Raw genomic sequence first — 15,757 nt, forward strand, 5'->3', positions numbered from 1 at the left:
CGGGTTGAACGCCCTATTACGAAATGTAAAGTTAACCAGCCTCATTGAACAAAGCCTGCGCTCGGGATGCGAACCCGTCATACTTCTCTAGAATCAGCAGCAACGTTACAAAGCAAAACCACCGTCCACTATTCGACACCGAGGCGAGGCAAATGAGTTCGAAGATCGTCGAGCTGCCCCACCCGACGGCACAGCCCCCCGTGCGGCTAGAGCCCCGGGGTAACCCATCCACGAGCTACCTCACGGCAGGGGGTGCGGCACGATGACCGCGATCGCTGAATCTCTACAAGCTGACGTCGAGGGCGTATCGGCGCCCAGGGCGGTCGTGGTTGGCATCATGGCCGGCGATGGCGTCCAGATCGGCGTCCTGCTGGATGCCAACGCCCCCGTTTCGGTGATGACCGATCCACTGCTCAAGGTGGTCAACGGCCGCCTGCGTGAGCTGGGCGAGACCCCGCTCGAGGCCGTGGGCCGCGGCCGGTGGGCGCTCTGCCTGGTCGACGGCACGCCCCTGCGCGCCACTCAGTCGCTGACCGAACAGGACGTCTACGACGGCGACCGGCTCTGGATCCGTTTCATCGCGGACACCGAGCGTCGCTCGCAGGTCATCGAGCACATTTCCACCGCGGTCGCATCGGATCTGAGCAAGCGATTCGCCTCGATCGACCCGGTCGTCGCCGTGCAGGTCGGCGCGACGATGGTGGCGGGCGGCGTGGTGAGCGGTTCGCTGCTGCTGGGCTGGTGGCGCTGGCATCACAACTCGTGGCTGACCACCATCTATGCGGCCGTGGTCGCGGTGCTGGCGTTGACGGTTGCGGTGCTGGTGTTGAGCCGCGCCAGCACGCGCCAGGACCGGCGCGCCGGCGACATCATGCTGCTGGGCGGGATCGCGCCGCTGACGGTGGCCGCCGCGGCCGCCCCGCCGGGACCGGTTGGCTCGCCCCAGGCGTTGCTGGGTTTCGCGGTGCTCACTGTCGCGGCAGCGATCGCGCTGAAGTTCACCGGTCGCCGATTGTCGACCTACACCGCGATCATCACCGTGGGCGCAGTGGCGACCGTCGCCAGTCTGGCTCGGATGGTCGCGGCGACAAGCGCGGTGACACTGCTCAGCTGTGTGGTCCTGGTCTCCGTGCTGGCCTACCACTTCGCCCCGGCGCTGTCCCGTCGACTGTCGGGCATCCGGCTGCCGGTTTTCCCGTCGGCGACCAGCCGGTGGGTCTTCGAGGCTCGGCCCGATCTGCCAACCACGGTGGTGCGCACTCCCGGTGCCCCGCCGGTCCTCGAAGGTCCGGCTTCGGTGCGCGACGTGCTGTTGCAGGCCGAACGGGCCCGGTCCTACCTCTCCGGTCTGCTGCTGGGCCTCGGGGTGTTGATGATCTTCTCGTTGACCGCCCTGTCCGACCCGCACACCTCGCAGCGCTGGTTGCCGCTGCTGCTGGCCGGCTTCTCCGCGGGCTTCCTGATGCTGCGCGGCCGGTCCTACGTCGACCGCTGGCAAGCGATCACGTTGGCCGGGACGTCGGTGCTCATCGTCGCGGCGGTGGTGGTGCGCTACGTGCTGGTGCTCGAGTCGCCGCTGTCGGTGTCGATCGGCGTGGGGATCATGGTCTTGCTGCCGGCGGCGGGCTTGATGGCCGCGGCGGTGGTGCCCAACACCATCTACAGCCCGTTGTTCCGCAAGTTCGTGGAATGGATTGAATACCTCTGCCTGATGCCGATTTTCCCGCTGGCATTCTGGTTGATGGATATCTATGCAGCGATTCGGTACAGGTAGCAGAGGGCGGCGGTCCGGTCGCGCCTCGCGCGCGACCGTCGCCGCGCTCCTGCTCACCTCGGGGGTGTTTGTCGGGTTGCCGCCGGCGTCGGCCATTACGCCGCCGACGATCGATCCGGCCGCGGTACCGCCCGACGGCCCGCCCGGGCCGCCGGCACCGATGAAGCAGAACTCGTACTGCACCGAGGTCGGTGTCCTGCCGGGCACCGACTTTCGAGTGCAGCCCAAGTACATGGAAATGCTGAACCTGCAGGAGGCCTGGGCATTCGGCCGGGGCGCCGGCCAGAAGGTCGCCGTCATCGATACCGGCGTCACGCCACACCCCAGGTTCCAGCACCTGATCGCCGGCGGCGACTACGTGATGGCCGGCGACGGGCTCTCGGACTGCGACGCCCACGGCACCATCGTGGCGTCGATGATCGGGGCGGCACCGGCAAACGGTGCGGCGGCGCCCCCGGCGGCGCCGCGCAAGCCCGTGACCATCCCGACCACCGAACCGCCGCCGAAAGCGCCGCCGCCACAGACCGTTACGTTGTCGCCGCTACCGCAGACCGTGACGATGGTTCCGCCGCCCCCGCCGGAGGCGCCCCCGCCGTTTGGCGCGCCGCCACCGCCACCGCCATCGCCACCACCAGGACCGCCTGGTCCGCCCCCGGGGCCTCCTCCGGTTCCGGGCGCGGCCAACCACGGCGGTGGCACGGTGACCATTCCGCATTGGGGTCCTGGCGCCGGCCGGGTGATCGCCGTCGACAATCCGACCGCGCCGCGCCCCCTGGACCCGACGCCCAAACCGCCACCGCCACCGCCACCCGCGCCCCCCGGGCCTGGGCCGGCTGACGCCTTCAGCGGCATCGCACCCGACGTCGACATCATCTCAATTCGCCAGTCCAGCAACGCTTTTACGCTAAAGGACCCGTACACCGGCGACGAAGATCCGCAGACGTCGCAGAAGATCGACTACGTCCAGACGATGGCGCGGGCGATCGTCCATGCCGCCAACATGGGTGCGTCGGTGATCAACATCTCCGAGGTTGAGTGCATGAGCGCGCGCAACATCATCGACCAGCGCGCGCTGGGTGCCGCGGTCCGTTATGCCGCGGTCGACAAGAACGCCGTCATCGTGGCGGCCGCCGGAGACAGCAGCAAGAAGGACTGCAAGCAGAACCCTGCCTATGATCCCTTGCAGCCCAACGACCCTCGCAACTGGAACGCGGTCACCACGGTGGTGACGCCATCGTGGTTCAGCGACTACGTCCTGACGGTGGGCGCGGTCGATACCAATGGTCAACCGCTGACTCAGGGCGGTGGGCAGGGCTCGATGAGCATCGCCGGGCCGTGGGTGGGGATCGCCGCCCCAGGCCTCGATGTCGTCGGACTCTCGCCGCGCGACGACGGCCTGATCAACGCGATCGACGGCCCGGACAACTCATTGCTGACCCCGGCCGGCACCAGCTTCTCGACGGCCATCGTGTCCGGGGTGGCCGCGCTGGTCCGCGCCAAGTTTCCCCAGCTGACGGCATACCAGATCATCAATCGTTTGGTCCGGACGGCCAGGCCGCCGGCTCGCGGGGTGGACAATCAGGTCGGTTATGGTGTGGTCGACCCCGTGGCGGCACTGACCTGGGATGTACCGGAAGGTCCGGCGAAACCACCACAGCAACTGTCGGCTCCGTTGAACCTGCCCAAGCCGGTGGCCCACCGCGATATGGTGCCGGTGTGGGTGGCCGTCGGAGGGTTCACCGCGGCACTACTGGTAGGCGGCGCTGCATTCGGTGTTGCGATGATGGTCGCGCGAACGCGTAAGCAGAAGGCGGAGCAGTGATGAAGGCTCAGCGCAGGTTTGGCGTGGCTTTGGCTTGGCCACGGGTCACCGCGGTATTCATTATCGACATCGTGATCTTGGTGTTGGCCAGTCATTGCCCGGAGTCATGGCAGGCGAATCACCATGTGGCCTGGTGGGTCGGGGTCGGCATCGCCGCAGCGGTGACGTTGCTGTCGCTGGTCACCTATCACGGCCTGACGGTGGCGTCGGGATTGGGCGCGTGGCTATGGGACTGGTCCGCCGATCCGGGCTCCGCCCTGGCCGCGGGGTGTACGCCGGCGATCGATCACCAGCGCCGCTTCGGGCGTGACGCGGTCGGCGTGCGAGAGCATCGCGGCCATCTGGTTACGGTGATCGCGGTCGAGGACCGCGAGGACGACCCGTCGGGGCGGCACCGGCATCGGTCCGCCGCGGAGGCGATGTTGCCGGTGTCCGCGGTGGCAAAAGGTTTGCGCCAGTTCGACATTCACCTCGAGGGCATCGACATCGTCGCGGTGAAGGTCCGGCGCGGGGGCAACGCGGCCGAGCTGACGGCGCTCGAAGACTGGGGCCCCGAAGAGTGGGACGTGGTGGGCGATCAGCCCGCGTCCTACCAGCGTCGCACCTGGCTGGTGTTGCGGATGAACCCGCAGCGCAATGTCGCCGCGGTCGCCGCCCGGGATTCGCTGGCCTCGACGCTGGCCGCGGCCACCGAGCGGCTCGCTCAGGATCTGGACGGCCCGACGTGCATCGCTCGGCCGTTGACCGCCGACGAAATCGCGGAGGTTGACAGCGCCGTGCTGTCCGACCTGGAACCGACCTGGAGCCGTCCGGGCTGGCGTCACCTCAAGCATTTCAACGGGTTCGTGACCAGCTTCTGGTTGTCGCCGTCGGGCATCGACTCCGAGAGACTGGACCAGCTGTGGTCGACCGAGAGCGCCGACATCGGCTCCACGGTGCTCACCCTGCGGCTGGTCAGCCGAGCCGGCCGGCCCCACGTGTCCGGCTGGGTGCGCTACCACAGCGACAACCGGCTACCCCGGGACGTCTCGGCGGGACTCAACCGGCTCACCGGCCGCCAGTTGGCCGCTGTGCGGGCCAGCATGCCTGCCCCGACGCCTCGGCCCCTGCTGAGCGTGCCCAGCCGAGAATTGCACAACGAAGAGGACCTGGTGCTATCCGTTAGTCAGGTGCGGGAGAACGCAACCAGCGTGCCTGTCGGGCAATGAGCCGCCCACAATCCACCGCCGAGGACGCGCGCAACGCAATGGTCGCGGGCCTGTTGGCGTCCGGGATTTCGGTCAACGGCCTACAGCCCAGCCACAACCCTCAAGTCGCCGCGCAAATGTTCAACACGGCCACCACGCTCGACCCGTCGATGTGCGATGCCTGGCTCGCCAGGGTGCTGGCGGGCGAACAGAGCATCGAGGTGCTCTCCGGGGCATGGGCGGCCGTGCGCCAATTCGGCTGGGAGACTCGCCGTCTCGGAGTCACCGACCTGCAATTCCGTCCCGAGGTGTCCGACGGATTGTTCCTGCGGCTCGCCGTCACCAGCGTGGAGTCGTTGGCGTGCGCGTACGCCGCCGTGCTCGCCGAGGCAAAGCGCTACCAGGAGGCGGCCAAACTGCTCGACGGCGTCGAACCACGTCACCCCTTCGACCACGAGTTGGTCGCCTACGTGCGGGGCGTGCTGTACTTCCGCACCCAGCGTTGGCCCGAGGTGCTGGTCCAGTTTCCCGAGGGCACACAGTGGCGCAACCCTGAGCTGAAGGCCGCGGGCGCGGCGATGGCAACCACCGCGTTGGCGTCGCTGGGGGTTTTCGAAGAGGCGTACCGGCGCGGGCAGGAAGCCGTCGAGGGGGACCGGGTGCCGGGGGCGGCCAACATTGCCTTGTACACCCAGGGCATGTGTCTGCGGCATGTGGGTCGCGAGGAAGAAGCCGTCGAGTTGCTGCGCCGGGTGTATTCGCGGGACCCGAAGTTCACCCCGGCCCGTGAAGCACTGGACAACCCCAACTATCGGCTGGTCCTGACCGACCCCGAGACGATCGAGGCCCGCACGGACCCGTGGGATCCCGCAAGCGCCCCGACCCGGGCACAGACCGAGGCCGCGCGCCACGCCGAGGCTGCCGCGAAGTACCTGGCCGAGGGAGACGCCGAGCTGAACGCGATGCTCGGCATGGAGCGCGCCAAGAAGGAAATCAAACTCATCAAGGCGACCACCAAGGTGAACCTGGCACGCGCCAAAATGGGGCTCCCGGTACCGGTGACGTCGCGCCACACCTTGCTGCTCGGCCCGCCCGGCACCGGCAAGACATCGGTGGCACGAGCCTTCAGCAAGCAGCTGTGCGGTTTGACCGTGCTGCGCAAACCGGTGGTGGTCGAGACCAGCCGCACCAAGCTGTTGGGCCGGTACATGGCCGACGCGGAGAAGAACACCGAGGAGATGCTCGAGGGAGCATTGGGCGGCGCCGTCTTCTTCGACGAGATGCACACCTTGCATGAGAAGGGCTACCACCAGGGCGACCCGTACGGCAACGCGATCATCAACACGCTGCTGCTGTACATGGAAAACCACCGTGACGAACTGGTGGTCTTTGGTGCGGGTTACGCCAAGGCCATGGACAAGATGCTCGAGGTGAATCAGGGTCTGCGGCGGCGCTTTTCGACGGTGATCGAATTCTTCAGCTACACCCCGGACGAGTTGCTTGCCCTGACGAAATTGATGGCCCAGGAGAACGAGGACCTCATCACCGACGAAGAAGTCCAGATCCTGCTACCGCAGTATGCCAAGTTTTACAACGACGAGAGTTACTCCGAAGACGGGGATTTGATTCGCGGCATCGACACGCTCGGCAACGCCGGCTTCGTGCGCAACGTGGTCGAGAAGGCTCGGGATCACCGGAGTTTCCGCCTGGACGACGAGGATCTCGACGCGGTGCTGGCCAGCGACCTCACCGACTTCAGCGAGGCCCAATTGCGCCGGTTCAAGGAATTGACCGCCGAAGACCTGGCCGAAGGTCTGAGCGCGGCGGTAGCCGAGAAGAAGTCCGGCTAGGTGCCCGCGATGGCGGCCGGCGTGCGCCCGACGTCATGCGCTACGACTTTCGCGATACACCCGGGCAACGGTCATTTGCGTGGTCTATGTGTTGCGCCCAAATCGCTTCCGCGGCTGCGGCGCTCGACTATGCTTCGGACCTCCACAGCGTCGCGGTAACGATGCCGCGCCCAACAAAATCTGCTGGGTGAGCGCGGCCAATCAGGCCTCCGATACCTGCATCTGACGGGAGGGGGCGGACAGGTCTACGTGACAGTTGCTGTACGAAATCGATGACAGTTTCTCCTCTCCGATCTGGTCACGGCGTCCTTCCTGGCCGAGACGGCCGGCGCCGAGTACCTGATGCTCGCCTCTACCGCCTGCGACTGGCCCCGTAGCCGGGTCGGACTCTTCCGAAAGGACAAGTCCGATGTCATGCGTTGTGACACAACCGGAATCACCCCGAGTTGAGCGCCAAACCGTATCCGCGTTTATCGCAACACAATTCGCGGCAGGCTGCGGCAGATGCTAGCCATGGACTACGGAGCGCTACCCCCGGAAATCAACTCTGCCCGAATGTATTCCGGGCCGGGCTCGCCCCCGATGCTGGCGGCCGCGGCGGCATGGGATGGGCTGGCGGCGGAGCTGTTTGCGACGGCATCCGCCTACCAGACGGTGATCGATCGGCTGGTCGGCGAGGGATGGCTGGGGCCGGCCTCCGCGTCGATGGCGGCCGCGGTGACCCCCTACATGATGTGGGTGAGTCTCACCGGCGCGCAGGCCGAGCGAGCCGCCAGTCAAGCATCATCGGCGGCCGGCGCCTATGAGGCCGCGTTCGCCGCGACGGTGCCTCCCGCTGCCGTCGCGGCCAACCGGGCTCAGCTGGCGGCGTTGGTCGCAACCAATTTTCTGGGCCAAAACACGGCCGCGATCGCGGCAACGGAGGCGCACTACGGCGAAATGTGGGCGCAGGACGCGGCGGCGATGTATGCGTATGCGGCGAGTTCGGCCGCGGCCGCGGCATTGGATCCGTTCAAACAACCACCGCCGACCACCGACCCGGCCGGGGCGGTCGGCCAGGCTGCCGCGGTCGCCCAGGCCACCGGCACACCGGCGGCCTCCGGCGCGCAGACGATGCTGGCCCAGCTGACGTCGGCGGTTCCGAATGCGCTGCAATCACTCGCCGTGCCGCTGGGCTTGCCGACCGACCTGTGGGGCTTCCTGGACTCCAACTTCGTCAACGGGTTCGTCTCGGCCGGGTACGTCAGCCCCGCCATCATCCAACAAACCGTCACCGCGGCGATGGCAGACATCAACGCGGTAGCCGTCGGGTCGGCACCCGGGGCCACGGCGCTACCACCCATGGGTGCCGGGCCGGGGAATGCCACCTGGGTGCCTTTGGGGACGCCCGTCGTGCCCTACAGCTCCGCTGCCGCGTCGCTCGGATCGACGGGTGTGCCGGGGGTAAGCGCGGGCATGCCTTCGGCGGAGTTGGCGCGCGGGGTGTTGGTCGGACGTCTGTCCGCGCCCCAGAGTTGGGTCGCGGCCACCCAGGTGGAGAACCACGCGGGGACCGCGCTCGCGGGGGGCGGCTGGAACAGCACGGCGCTCCCCGAGAGTCCGGCCGGTGTGCCCGGGATGCCGGGGATACCCGCGGCGAGCACCGCCGGACGCCACTTCGGCAGCGGACCGCGATACGGGTTCCACGTGACCGTCATGCCACGGCCACCGGCCGCCGGGTGATGGCAGCGGGCGCGGCCGGCAGTCAGCTTGACGCGCTCCCGCTGCGGGTGGAACCATGGCTGTCGCATGCACCTCGCTAGGTGAGGCGTCCGCACGGATATAGGCCACTGACCTCGAACGTCGAAAGACGCCCAGGGTCAGGACAGCTCCTCCCGGATTAAGGGTTGAGCCCAAGTGGCTTCCGGCATAGGGCCGGATACGCCGTGTGGTGCCGAAGCTCTGTCGAGAGGGGTGCAGGACTTGGCTGCTTCGCCGGGCTCTCATCCCATGTGCAAAGTGTTGGCATCCGCGCATGCCCCGGCCGTGAGGAGGTGAGAGCGAAATGAGTTCCGACGATAGTCCGTATTCCAGATCGACGATCATTTCGTTGCGCCCCGGCCCCGGCACCGTTGCCACGGTCTAACTCGGCCTCTTCGGCTACATCTTTTGACTCCGCGCGGGGGGAGTCCAGCTTCGTGCGCCGAATTGGCGTGAACTAGTTACGGCGGCCGGGCCTTTCGGCGAGGAGAAGCCCGATGTCGTTTGCAATCACGCGTTCGGAAATGCCTGCCGCGGCATTATCCGCTTTCGCGACAACATATTTCGCCGTTACGCCGAGAACAGGGGGGTAACGATGACTGCTGCACTGGATTTCGCCACGCTTCCGCCCGAGGTCAACTCGGCTCGGATGTATTCGGGGGCAGGCTCTGGTCCGATGCTGGCCGCGGCGTCGGCGTGGAACGTGCTGGCCGCCGAATTGCGTTCCACTGCATTGTCTTACGGCAAGGTGCTGACAGCGCTGGCCGGCGAGGAATGGCACGGCCCGGCGTCGGCGGCGATGGCGGCGGCCGCAATGCCGTATGTGGCGTGGATGAGCAGCACCGCCGCGCAGGCCGAGCGGACCGCGGCGCAGGCCACGGCGGCGGCGGCCGCCTACGAGTCGGCGTTTGCCGCTACGGTGGCACCGGCCCTGGTGGCGGCCAATCGCGCCCAGCTGTCGTCGCTCATCGCGACGAATGTAATCGGGCAAAACACCGCCGCGATCGCCGCCAACGAGGCGCAGTACGCCGAGATGTGGGCGCAAGACGCAGCGGCCATGTACGGCTACGCCGCCGCCTCGGCGTCGGCCAGCCGGTTGACGGCGTTCACGCAGCCTGCCCCGATCGCCAACGAAAGCGGGGCGAGCGCCCAAGCGGCGGCGCGCACCGGAGCCGCCGCCACCTCGGCCGGCAGCGGACAGCGCACGTTGTCCAGGGTGCTCTCCGCGGTGCCCAACGCGCTGCAAAGTTTGGCCGCGCCGACCTCGTCGGGGTCGGGCCTGGGCGGGTTCAACATCTTCGCGTCGGGGTCGGGTTCTGAGAGCTCGGGGCTGTCCGGCCTGCTCAATTTGGTCTCCGGCTCGAACGGCTCGGCCTTGGGAAACTTCTTGAACGCCAACCTGTGGAACACGATCTTTTCGTCGGGGTTCTACATGCCGGGCAACTTCATGGGCACGGCGGCCGACTTCATGGGCATCGCCGGGGGACAGGCCGCCCAACAGGCCATCGGCGAAATCGCCCAAGGCCCGCTCGGCACCGCGCTGGCCGGGCCGTTGCGAGCCATGTCCAGCTTCGGCAACTCCATCGACATGGGCTTGGGGCGTGCCGCCCTGGTCGGTCCGCTTTCGGTGCCGCCGAGCTGGGCCGAGGCGGCACCGCATGCACCGTTGTCCTCGACCCTGGGTGCAACGCCGATGGTGGCCCCTCCGGCCATGGCGACCGGCATGCCGGGAGTGCCGCTTGGCGGATTGGGTGCACAAGGCTTGGGGCGCAACGTCCCTCAGTACGGCTTTCGCCCCAGCTTCGTGACGCGTCCCCCGGCAGCCGGATAGCCCACCCGATGACGGCAGCACTGGACTTCGCGATGCTTCCGCCCGAAATCAATTCGGGCCGCATGTATTTCGGGCCGGGTCCCGGCTCGATGCTTGCCGCCGCATCGGCCTGGCATGAGCTGGCATCCGAATTATGTTTGGCAGCAACGGGTTACAGCTCCGTGCTTGCTGATCTCGCCGGCCAAGCATGGCATGGTCCGTCGTCGGCGACGATGGCGGCGGCGGTCGCGCCGTACGTGGCGTGGCTGAGCGGCACCGCGGCACTGGCCGAGCAGACCGCGGCGCAGGCCGAGGCGGCTGTGGCGGCGTACGAGGCGGCGTTCGCGGCCACGGTCCCCCCGTCCGTGATCGCGGCGAACCGCGCGCAACTGTTGGTGCTTGTCGCGACCAACTTCTTCGGGCAAAACACGCCGGCGATCGCGGCCACCGAAGCCCACTACACACAGATGTGGGCGCAGGATGCGACGGCGATGTACGGCTACGCCGGCTCCTCGGCGGTGGCCAGCCAGCTGACGCCATTCGACCAGCCCGCCCGGGTTGCCGACGCCACCGGACCCACGACTCAAGCCGCTGCCGTCGCGCAGGCTTCCGCCACACCGGCGGGCACCGCGCAGAGCACGTTGTCGCAGCTTGTGGCGACGCTGCCCGGCGCCCTGCAAAACCTGGCTTCCCCGGCTTCGTCCGGCTCCCAGCTGAGCGGCGCGCTCGGCGGATTCGATCTCTTCACGTCGGGGTCGTCGACCACCGGGCTGCCCGGAGTCCTCGACGCGATATTCGGGCCGAACGGCTCCGCCTTGGCAGACTTCCTCAACTCCGAGGTCTTGAACAGCGTCTTTGCCTCGGGCTTCTTCATGCCGGCCCGGTTTATGGGCAACACGTCTGACTTTTTGGGCCTGGCCGGCAAAGGCGCCGATCCCGCCGCGGCCGTGCCCGGCGCGGCCGCCGAGGCAGTTCAAACCCCGCTGGGCGGTGTCGGAGCGTTGGGTAACTCCGCCGGGATGGGACGAGCAAACCTCATCGGGCCGCTTTCGGTGCCACCCGGCTGGGCAACCCCTGCGCAGCTGTACAACTCCCTGCCGGCGCCGCCAGGCGGCGCGCCCTTGGGAACCCCGGCAGCGGCCGTGGCCGACGGCACGCCGCCGGTGCCGCTAGCCAAGATGGCGGCCGGCACCGGCGAGGGGCGCGCTGTGCCGCAATACGGCTTCCGCCCGCGGTTCGTCGCACGTCCACCCGCGGCCGGGTGACCGGGCTACCGGCCCGACCACGCCCTCCATGCCCGCGTGGTGAGCATGTAGCAACCTCACAACTGGGCAGCATGATGTTTCCAGGAATACCCAATAGCGTAGTGAACTGCGGAAATACTCTTTCGATGCTCCCAGGAAACTTCCAGCAGCAAATCAGCCTCGTGACAGTTGACAATGATTATTCTTGATAAACTTTAGGGGAGTGTCAGATGACAACTAGCTGTCGAGTATGAAGGCTGCGCCAATGCCAATGAAGAACGCGCGACGCCCCGCGCCCGGGCCGCACCGCGAGAAACCGCCCCTCGGGCGCGCCTGGCGGCGACGGCTAGCGCCGATAGCACGCTTGGCACGAGTGAGGGCTGAGTCGGGTCGATGGCTTCGTGTGTCGGCACAAAAACGTCAGTCACCGCCCGGCAGCGCTCGCCATGTTCCGAATTCTAATCGTTTACATCTAGGGCATTAGGGGGCTTGCTGACCTAGCGATCAACATGGGTGGTAAATAGCGCGCGGCATCGGCAAACGCATCTTAGATCTATTTCGGTGCGTGGAATATCTTTGCGTGTAAATATACGTACAAACTATTTGCCGATATTCGATGATAGGTCACTGGACTGCGTTATCAGCGATCGTGCTGTTTGCTGTGAATCTCACTGAACCTCGGCGGATTGGACAATAATTTGTTACATCATGTTACCAGGCGCGATACCAATCGAGCCCATTTAATTCATTATGATCGCTATGTTGAACGGGACGCCTGGATCGGGGATGGCGTCGAATCTTTCAAGCCGGACGAGAACGCTTGACGAAATACACAGGACAACACATTCTAAGGAGACGATTTATGTCCTTTGTTACCGCACAACCTGAGGCGCTGGCGGCTGCGGCCAGCAACCTGGCCGGGATCGGATCGGCGATGAGTTCCGCAAACGCCGCCGCGGCCGCCCCAACCACCGGCGTGGTTCCCGCCGCTGCTGACGAGGTGTCGGCCCTGACCGCGGCGCAGTTCGCCGCGCACGCGCAGATGTATCAGGCAGTGGCGGCGCAGGCTGCCGCCATTCACGAACAGTTCGTGGCGGCGCTGAGCGCGAGTTCGGGTTCATATGCGGCCACCGAGGCGGCGAACGCGGCCGCGGCTACCTAGGGGAGAGGCGGACTTCGATGTTGGATTTCGGGGCGCTACCGCCAGAGATCAATTCCGGCCGAATGTATCTCGGAGCGGGATCGGGGCCAATGCTGGCCGCCGCGGCCGCCTGGGATTCGTTGGCGGCGGATTTGCAGTCCGCGGCCTCGTCGTATGGGTCGACGGTCGAGGGCCTGGTGGCCGGGGCGTGGACGGGTCCGTCGTCGATGACGATGGCGGCAGCGGCCGCACCCTTCACGACGTGGGTCAGCGGCGCGGCCGCGCAGGCCGAACAAGCCGCCGCGCAAGCCAAGCTGGCGGCCGGCGCCTACGAGACGGCCTTCGCGGCCACGGTGCCTCCTCCGGTAATCGCGGCGAATCGCGCGTTGTTGGCAATGTTGGTCGCGACCAACTTCTTAGGTCAGAACACCCCCGCGATCGCGGCCACCGAAGCCCACTACATGGAAATGTGGGCGCAGGACGCCGCCGCGATGTACGCCTACGCCGGGTCGTCGTCGGCCGCCTCGCAGCTGACGCCGTTCACCGAACCGCCGCAGACTACCAACCCCGCGGGCGTCGCGGCGCAATCGGCCGCGGTCTCGCAGTCCGGCGCCGAGAGCGGCTTGGACATCGGCACGAAGCTTTCCCAGCTGATCGACTCGGTGCCGACGTGGCTGCAAAACCTGGCGACGACCCTCGGGTCGGCCGGGCAGGCGGGCGGGGCGGGCAACCTGTTGTCGGGCCTGGATCTGCCTCAGCTCGCCAACGTCGGAAATTTGGTGCCGGCGAGCTGGACGACCGACCTGGCCAACTGGAACACCATCATGTCCACCATCGCCTCGGGGCCCTACTCCCTGCAGGGTTTGACGTCCATCCCCGGTGGTCCGTTCCTGTCGTTCGGCCAGGTGTACTCCTACGCCCAGAACGGCCAAGGTTTGGTCGCTTTCGGTGCTCCGAAAGTCGCTCATGGGGCGTTGTCGCCGCTGATGAGTGAACTGCCCAAGGTGGCGACCGCGGGAAGCGTCAGTCCCGTCACCGGCGCGATGGGCAAGTCGGCGCTGGTGGGAAGCATGTCGGTGCCGCAGGGCTGGACCGAGGCCGCGCCGACGACGATCAGGACACTCGCCTCGGCACTACCCACCAACCTCGCGGCGCTGCCGGAGGCCCCGATGGCCGGTGAAGGTGGGGTGTTCAGCCAGATGGCCCTGTCGAGCCTGGCGGGACGTGCCATGTCCGCTTCCGCGGTCCATTCCGTGAGCGGTGGTGCCGCGGCGAGCTCGCTCGGCGGCCTCGCCGAAGCTGATCCGGCCGCGGCCACCATCATCGTGATTCCGGCGCTCGACGACTAGCTGAGACTGAGGGGATAGAGCCGTGTTCTATGCAGCGTTTCCACCGGAATTCAACTCGGGCAGGATGTATAGCGGTGCGGGATCGGGGTCTTTGCGCTCCGCCGCCGCGGCCTGGGAGGGACTGGCGGGCGAGATCCAGTCGACCGTGGGTTCCTATTCGTCGGTGGTCGACGACTTGGTCAGCGGCGCGTGGAGTGGACCGACGTCGATGGCCATGTTGGCGGCGGTCACACCGTATTTGAGCTGGATGCAGGCCGCCGGGGCCACCGCCGGCGAAGCAGCAGCGCAGGCCACCGCGGCGGCAAGCGCCTATGAGGCGGCGTTCGCCGCCCATGTGCCACCCGCCGAGATCTCGGCCAATCGCACCCGACTGGCCCAGCTCGTGGCGACCAACATCTTCGGCCAGAACACCCCGGCCATCGCCTCCACCGAGATTGAATACGCCGAAATGTGGGTGCAAGACGCCCTCGCCATGGACGGCTACGCGGGCTCGTCGGCGGCGGCCACCAAGTTGACCCCGTTCACCGCGGCACCGCAGATCACCAATGCCGGCGGGCTGGCGGGGCAAGCCGCCGCGGTCACTCAGGCCGTCGGTACCTCGGCGGGCAGCGCGCAGTCGGCTGTGTCGTCGCTGTCGTCGCTGACCGACCCGTGGTCGTGGCTGTTACAAGTGGGCGCGAACCTGTCTACCGACTACACGGACACCCTCAATGGGCTGCTGAATTCGCTGTTTGGCACGGGCACGTCCGCGCTGTATTCCAGCGTGTACAACGCCGTAAAAGTCCCGCTCGGCTTCACCACCGGGTTCAACGACATCGGGTTGCTGATCAACCTGCCCGCCTCGCAGTTCCTCAAGTTCGCCCCGCACGCCGTGGCGGGCGCGATCCCCAGGGACGCGCTGGGAGCCGGGCTCGCGGCACCGCATTGGGGCCGGGGCACGCTGTTCGGTTCGGTCACCCCGGAGGCGCATTTCGGCCGGGGCACCCTGGTCGGAAACCTGCGCGTGCCGCCCAGCTGGGCCCCGGCCACCCCGGCCATCCGTACGGTTGCAGCCGCCCTCACCGCGGCCGGGCCCGAGGCGGTGCCGGCAGCGGCACTGGGTGAGGGCGGACTGCTGAGCGCGGCGTCGCTGGCGGGCATGCTCGGAGCCGCCGCCGGGGCGGGCGCACCCGACGTCGCCACGGCCGGCGTGCGCGGCCGACTCACCCCGCTCAAGGACCTCAAGGACAGCACGTCGCCGGAGAAGTTGAAGCGTCTGGTGGCACAGATATCGGAGAAACCCGAAAGCGTGCAACACCATCGCGTCGATCAAGAAGGCCTGGACAGCCTGCTCGAACAGCTGGCCAAGAAGCCCGGCATCCACGCGGTGCACCTGTCCAAGGGCGACAAACCCAAAGTCGTGCCGGCGGATGCCCGATTGGGCTGACGGGCGGGCATTTCCATCGAAAATGATTGGTAATAGGCATCTTTGAGAAGCCTGGACTGAAAGGTTGGTGAATTGTGAGGCAGCTTGTACCGCTACTCGGGGTTGCCGCCCTGATCGGCTTCGCCGCGCCCGCTTACGCGGATCCGGGTGACGGCGACGATGCAAGCTTTTTGGCAGCGCTGAACAAGGTCGGCATCTCCTACGCGAGTCCTGCGCAGGCCGTCACGTCCGGCAGGGCGGTATGTGAGTGCTTGAGCAACGGTGAATCGGGTCTGGAGCTCGTCCACGACGTCAAGACCCACAATCCCGGAATGGACATGGAGAACGCGTCGAATTTCGCCATGATTTCGGCGAAATTCTTCTGTCCCGACCAACTCTCCAAGGCCTGAGCGGGGCGCGTTCGCGACGCGATGG

At 67.1% G+C, this 15,757-nt stretch carries 11 protein-coding genes and 1 riboswitch; all 11 genes read left to right on the forward strand.

Annotated features, from left to right (window positions below; translation table 11 throughout):
• Positions 1 to 262 precede the first annotated feature (262 nt).
• The 11 genes from eccD to G6N66_RS13215 all read left to right on the forward strand — a co-directional run bounded on the left by eccD (position 263) and on the right by G6N66_RS13215 (position 15,732).
• A complete protein-coding gene (eccD, locus tag G6N66_RS13165; protein WP_085235110.1) occupies positions 263 to 1,774 on the forward strand; it encodes a type VII secretion integral membrane protein EccD in 1,512 nt (503 codons plus the stop codon).
• Complete coding sequence (mycP, locus tag G6N66_RS13170; protein WP_085235109.1) at positions 1,752 to 3,596, forward strand: type VII secretion-associated serine protease mycosin; 1,845 nt, start codon at positions 1,752 to 1,754, stop codon at positions 3,594 to 3,596. Before eccD ends, mycP begins: the two co-directional genes overlap by 23 nt.
• The gene (gene eccE, locus G6N66_RS13175) at positions 3,596 to 4,804 is read left to right on the forward strand and encodes a type VII secretion protein EccE (RefSeq protein WP_085235108.1); all 1,209 of its coding nucleotides are present in this window, start codon (positions 3,596 to 3,598) and stop codon (positions 4,802 to 4,804) included. The genes mycP and eccE overlap by 1 nt, the downstream gene beginning before the upstream one ends.
• Positions 4,801 to 6,633: a type VII secretion AAA-ATPase EccA gene (gene eccA, locus G6N66_RS13180; protein ID WP_085235107.1), complete on the forward strand. Its 1,833-nt coding sequence runs from the start codon at positions 4,801 to 4,803 to the stop codon at positions 6,631 to 6,633. The genes eccE and eccA overlap by 4 nt, the downstream gene beginning before the upstream one ends.
• 513 nt (positions 6,634 to 7,146) lie before the next feature.
• Positions 7,147 to 8,355 (forward strand): PPE family protein, encoded by a 1,209-nt coding sequence (locus G6N66_RS13185; protein ID WP_085235106.1) that lies wholly within the window; start codon positions 7,147 to 7,149, stop codon positions 8,353 to 8,355.
• 65 nt (positions 8,356 to 8,420) lie between these two features.
• Positions 8,421 to 8,593: riboswitch (M-box (ykoK) riboswitch) on the forward strand.
• A gap of 375 nt (positions 8,594 to 8,968) precedes the next feature.
• On the forward strand, positions 8,969 to 10,204 hold the full coding sequence (locus G6N66_RS13190) for a PPE family protein (RefSeq protein ID WP_085235105.1): 1,236 nt from the start codon (positions 8,969 to 8,971) through the stop codon (positions 10,202 to 10,204).
• An 8-nt stretch (positions 10,205 to 10,212) separates the two neighbouring features.
• Positions 10,213 to 11,448: a PPE family protein gene (locus G6N66_RS13195; protein ID WP_085235104.1), complete on the forward strand. Its 1,236-nt coding sequence runs from the start codon at positions 10,213 to 10,215 to the stop codon at positions 11,446 to 11,448.
• A gap of 841 nt (positions 11,449 to 12,289) precedes the next feature.
• Positions 12,290 to 12,589: a PE family protein gene (locus G6N66_RS13200; RefSeq protein WP_085235103.1), complete on the forward strand. Its 300-nt coding sequence runs from the start codon at positions 12,290 to 12,292 to the stop codon at positions 12,587 to 12,589.
• A 17-nt stretch (positions 12,590 to 12,606) separates the two neighbouring features.
• Positions 12,607 to 13,917, forward strand: coding sequence for a PPE family protein (locus G6N66_RS13205; RefSeq protein ID WP_085235102.1), 1,311 nt, complete (start codon positions 12,607 to 12,609; stop codon positions 13,915 to 13,917).
• A 22-nt stretch (positions 13,918 to 13,939) separates the two neighbouring features.
• On the forward strand, positions 13,940 to 15,343 hold the full coding sequence (locus G6N66_RS13210; RefSeq protein ID WP_085235101.1) for a PPE family protein: 1,404 nt from the start codon (positions 13,940 to 13,942) through the stop codon (positions 15,341 to 15,343).
• A 71-nt stretch (positions 15,344 to 15,414) separates the two neighbouring features.
• On the forward strand, positions 15,415 to 15,732 hold the full coding sequence (locus G6N66_RS13215; RefSeq protein ID WP_085235100.1) for a DUF732 domain-containing protein: 318 nt from the start codon (positions 15,415 to 15,417) through the stop codon (positions 15,730 to 15,732).
• Positions 15,733 to 15,757: the final 25 nt, after the last annotated feature.

This window comes from Mycobacterium conspicuum (assembly GCF_010730195.1).
Classification (GTDB): domain Bacteria; phylum Actinomycetota; class Actinomycetes; order Mycobacteriales; family Mycobacteriaceae; genus Mycobacterium; species Mycobacterium conspicuum.

What these genes read in the sequence shown, in the direction of transcription:
- eccD (WP_085235110.1), top strand. Translation starts at nt 263, where the DNA reads ATGACCGCGATCGCTGAATCTCTACAAGCTGACGTCGAGGGCGTATCG.
- mycP (WP_085235109.1), top strand. Translation starts at nt 1,752, where the DNA reads ATGCAGCGATTCGGTACAGGTAGCAGAGGGCGGCGGTCCGGTCGCGCC.
- eccE (WP_085235108.1), top strand. Translation starts at nt 3,596, where the DNA reads ATGAAGGCTCAGCGCAGGTTTGGCGTGGCTTTGGCTTGGCCACGGGTC.
- eccA (WP_085235107.1), top strand. Translation starts at nt 4,801, where the DNA reads ATGAGCCGCCCACAATCCACCGCCGAGGACGCGCGCAACGCAATGGTC.
- G6N66_RS13185 (WP_085235106.1), top strand. Translation starts at nt 7,147, where the DNA reads ATGGACTACGGAGCGCTACCCCCGGAAATCAACTCTGCCCGAATGTAT.
- G6N66_RS13190 (WP_085235105.1), top strand. Translation starts at nt 8,969, where the DNA reads ATGACTGCTGCACTGGATTTCGCCACGCTTCCGCCCGAGGTCAACTCG.
- G6N66_RS13195 (WP_085235104.1), top strand. Translation starts at nt 10,213, where the DNA reads ATGACGGCAGCACTGGACTTCGCGATGCTTCCGCCCGAAATCAATTCG.
- G6N66_RS13200 (WP_085235103.1), top strand. Translation starts at nt 12,290, where the DNA reads ATGTCCTTTGTTACCGCACAACCTGAGGCGCTGGCGGCTGCGGCCAGC.
- G6N66_RS13205 (WP_085235102.1), top strand. Translation starts at nt 12,607, where the DNA reads ATGTTGGATTTCGGGGCGCTACCGCCAGAGATCAATTCCGGCCGAATG.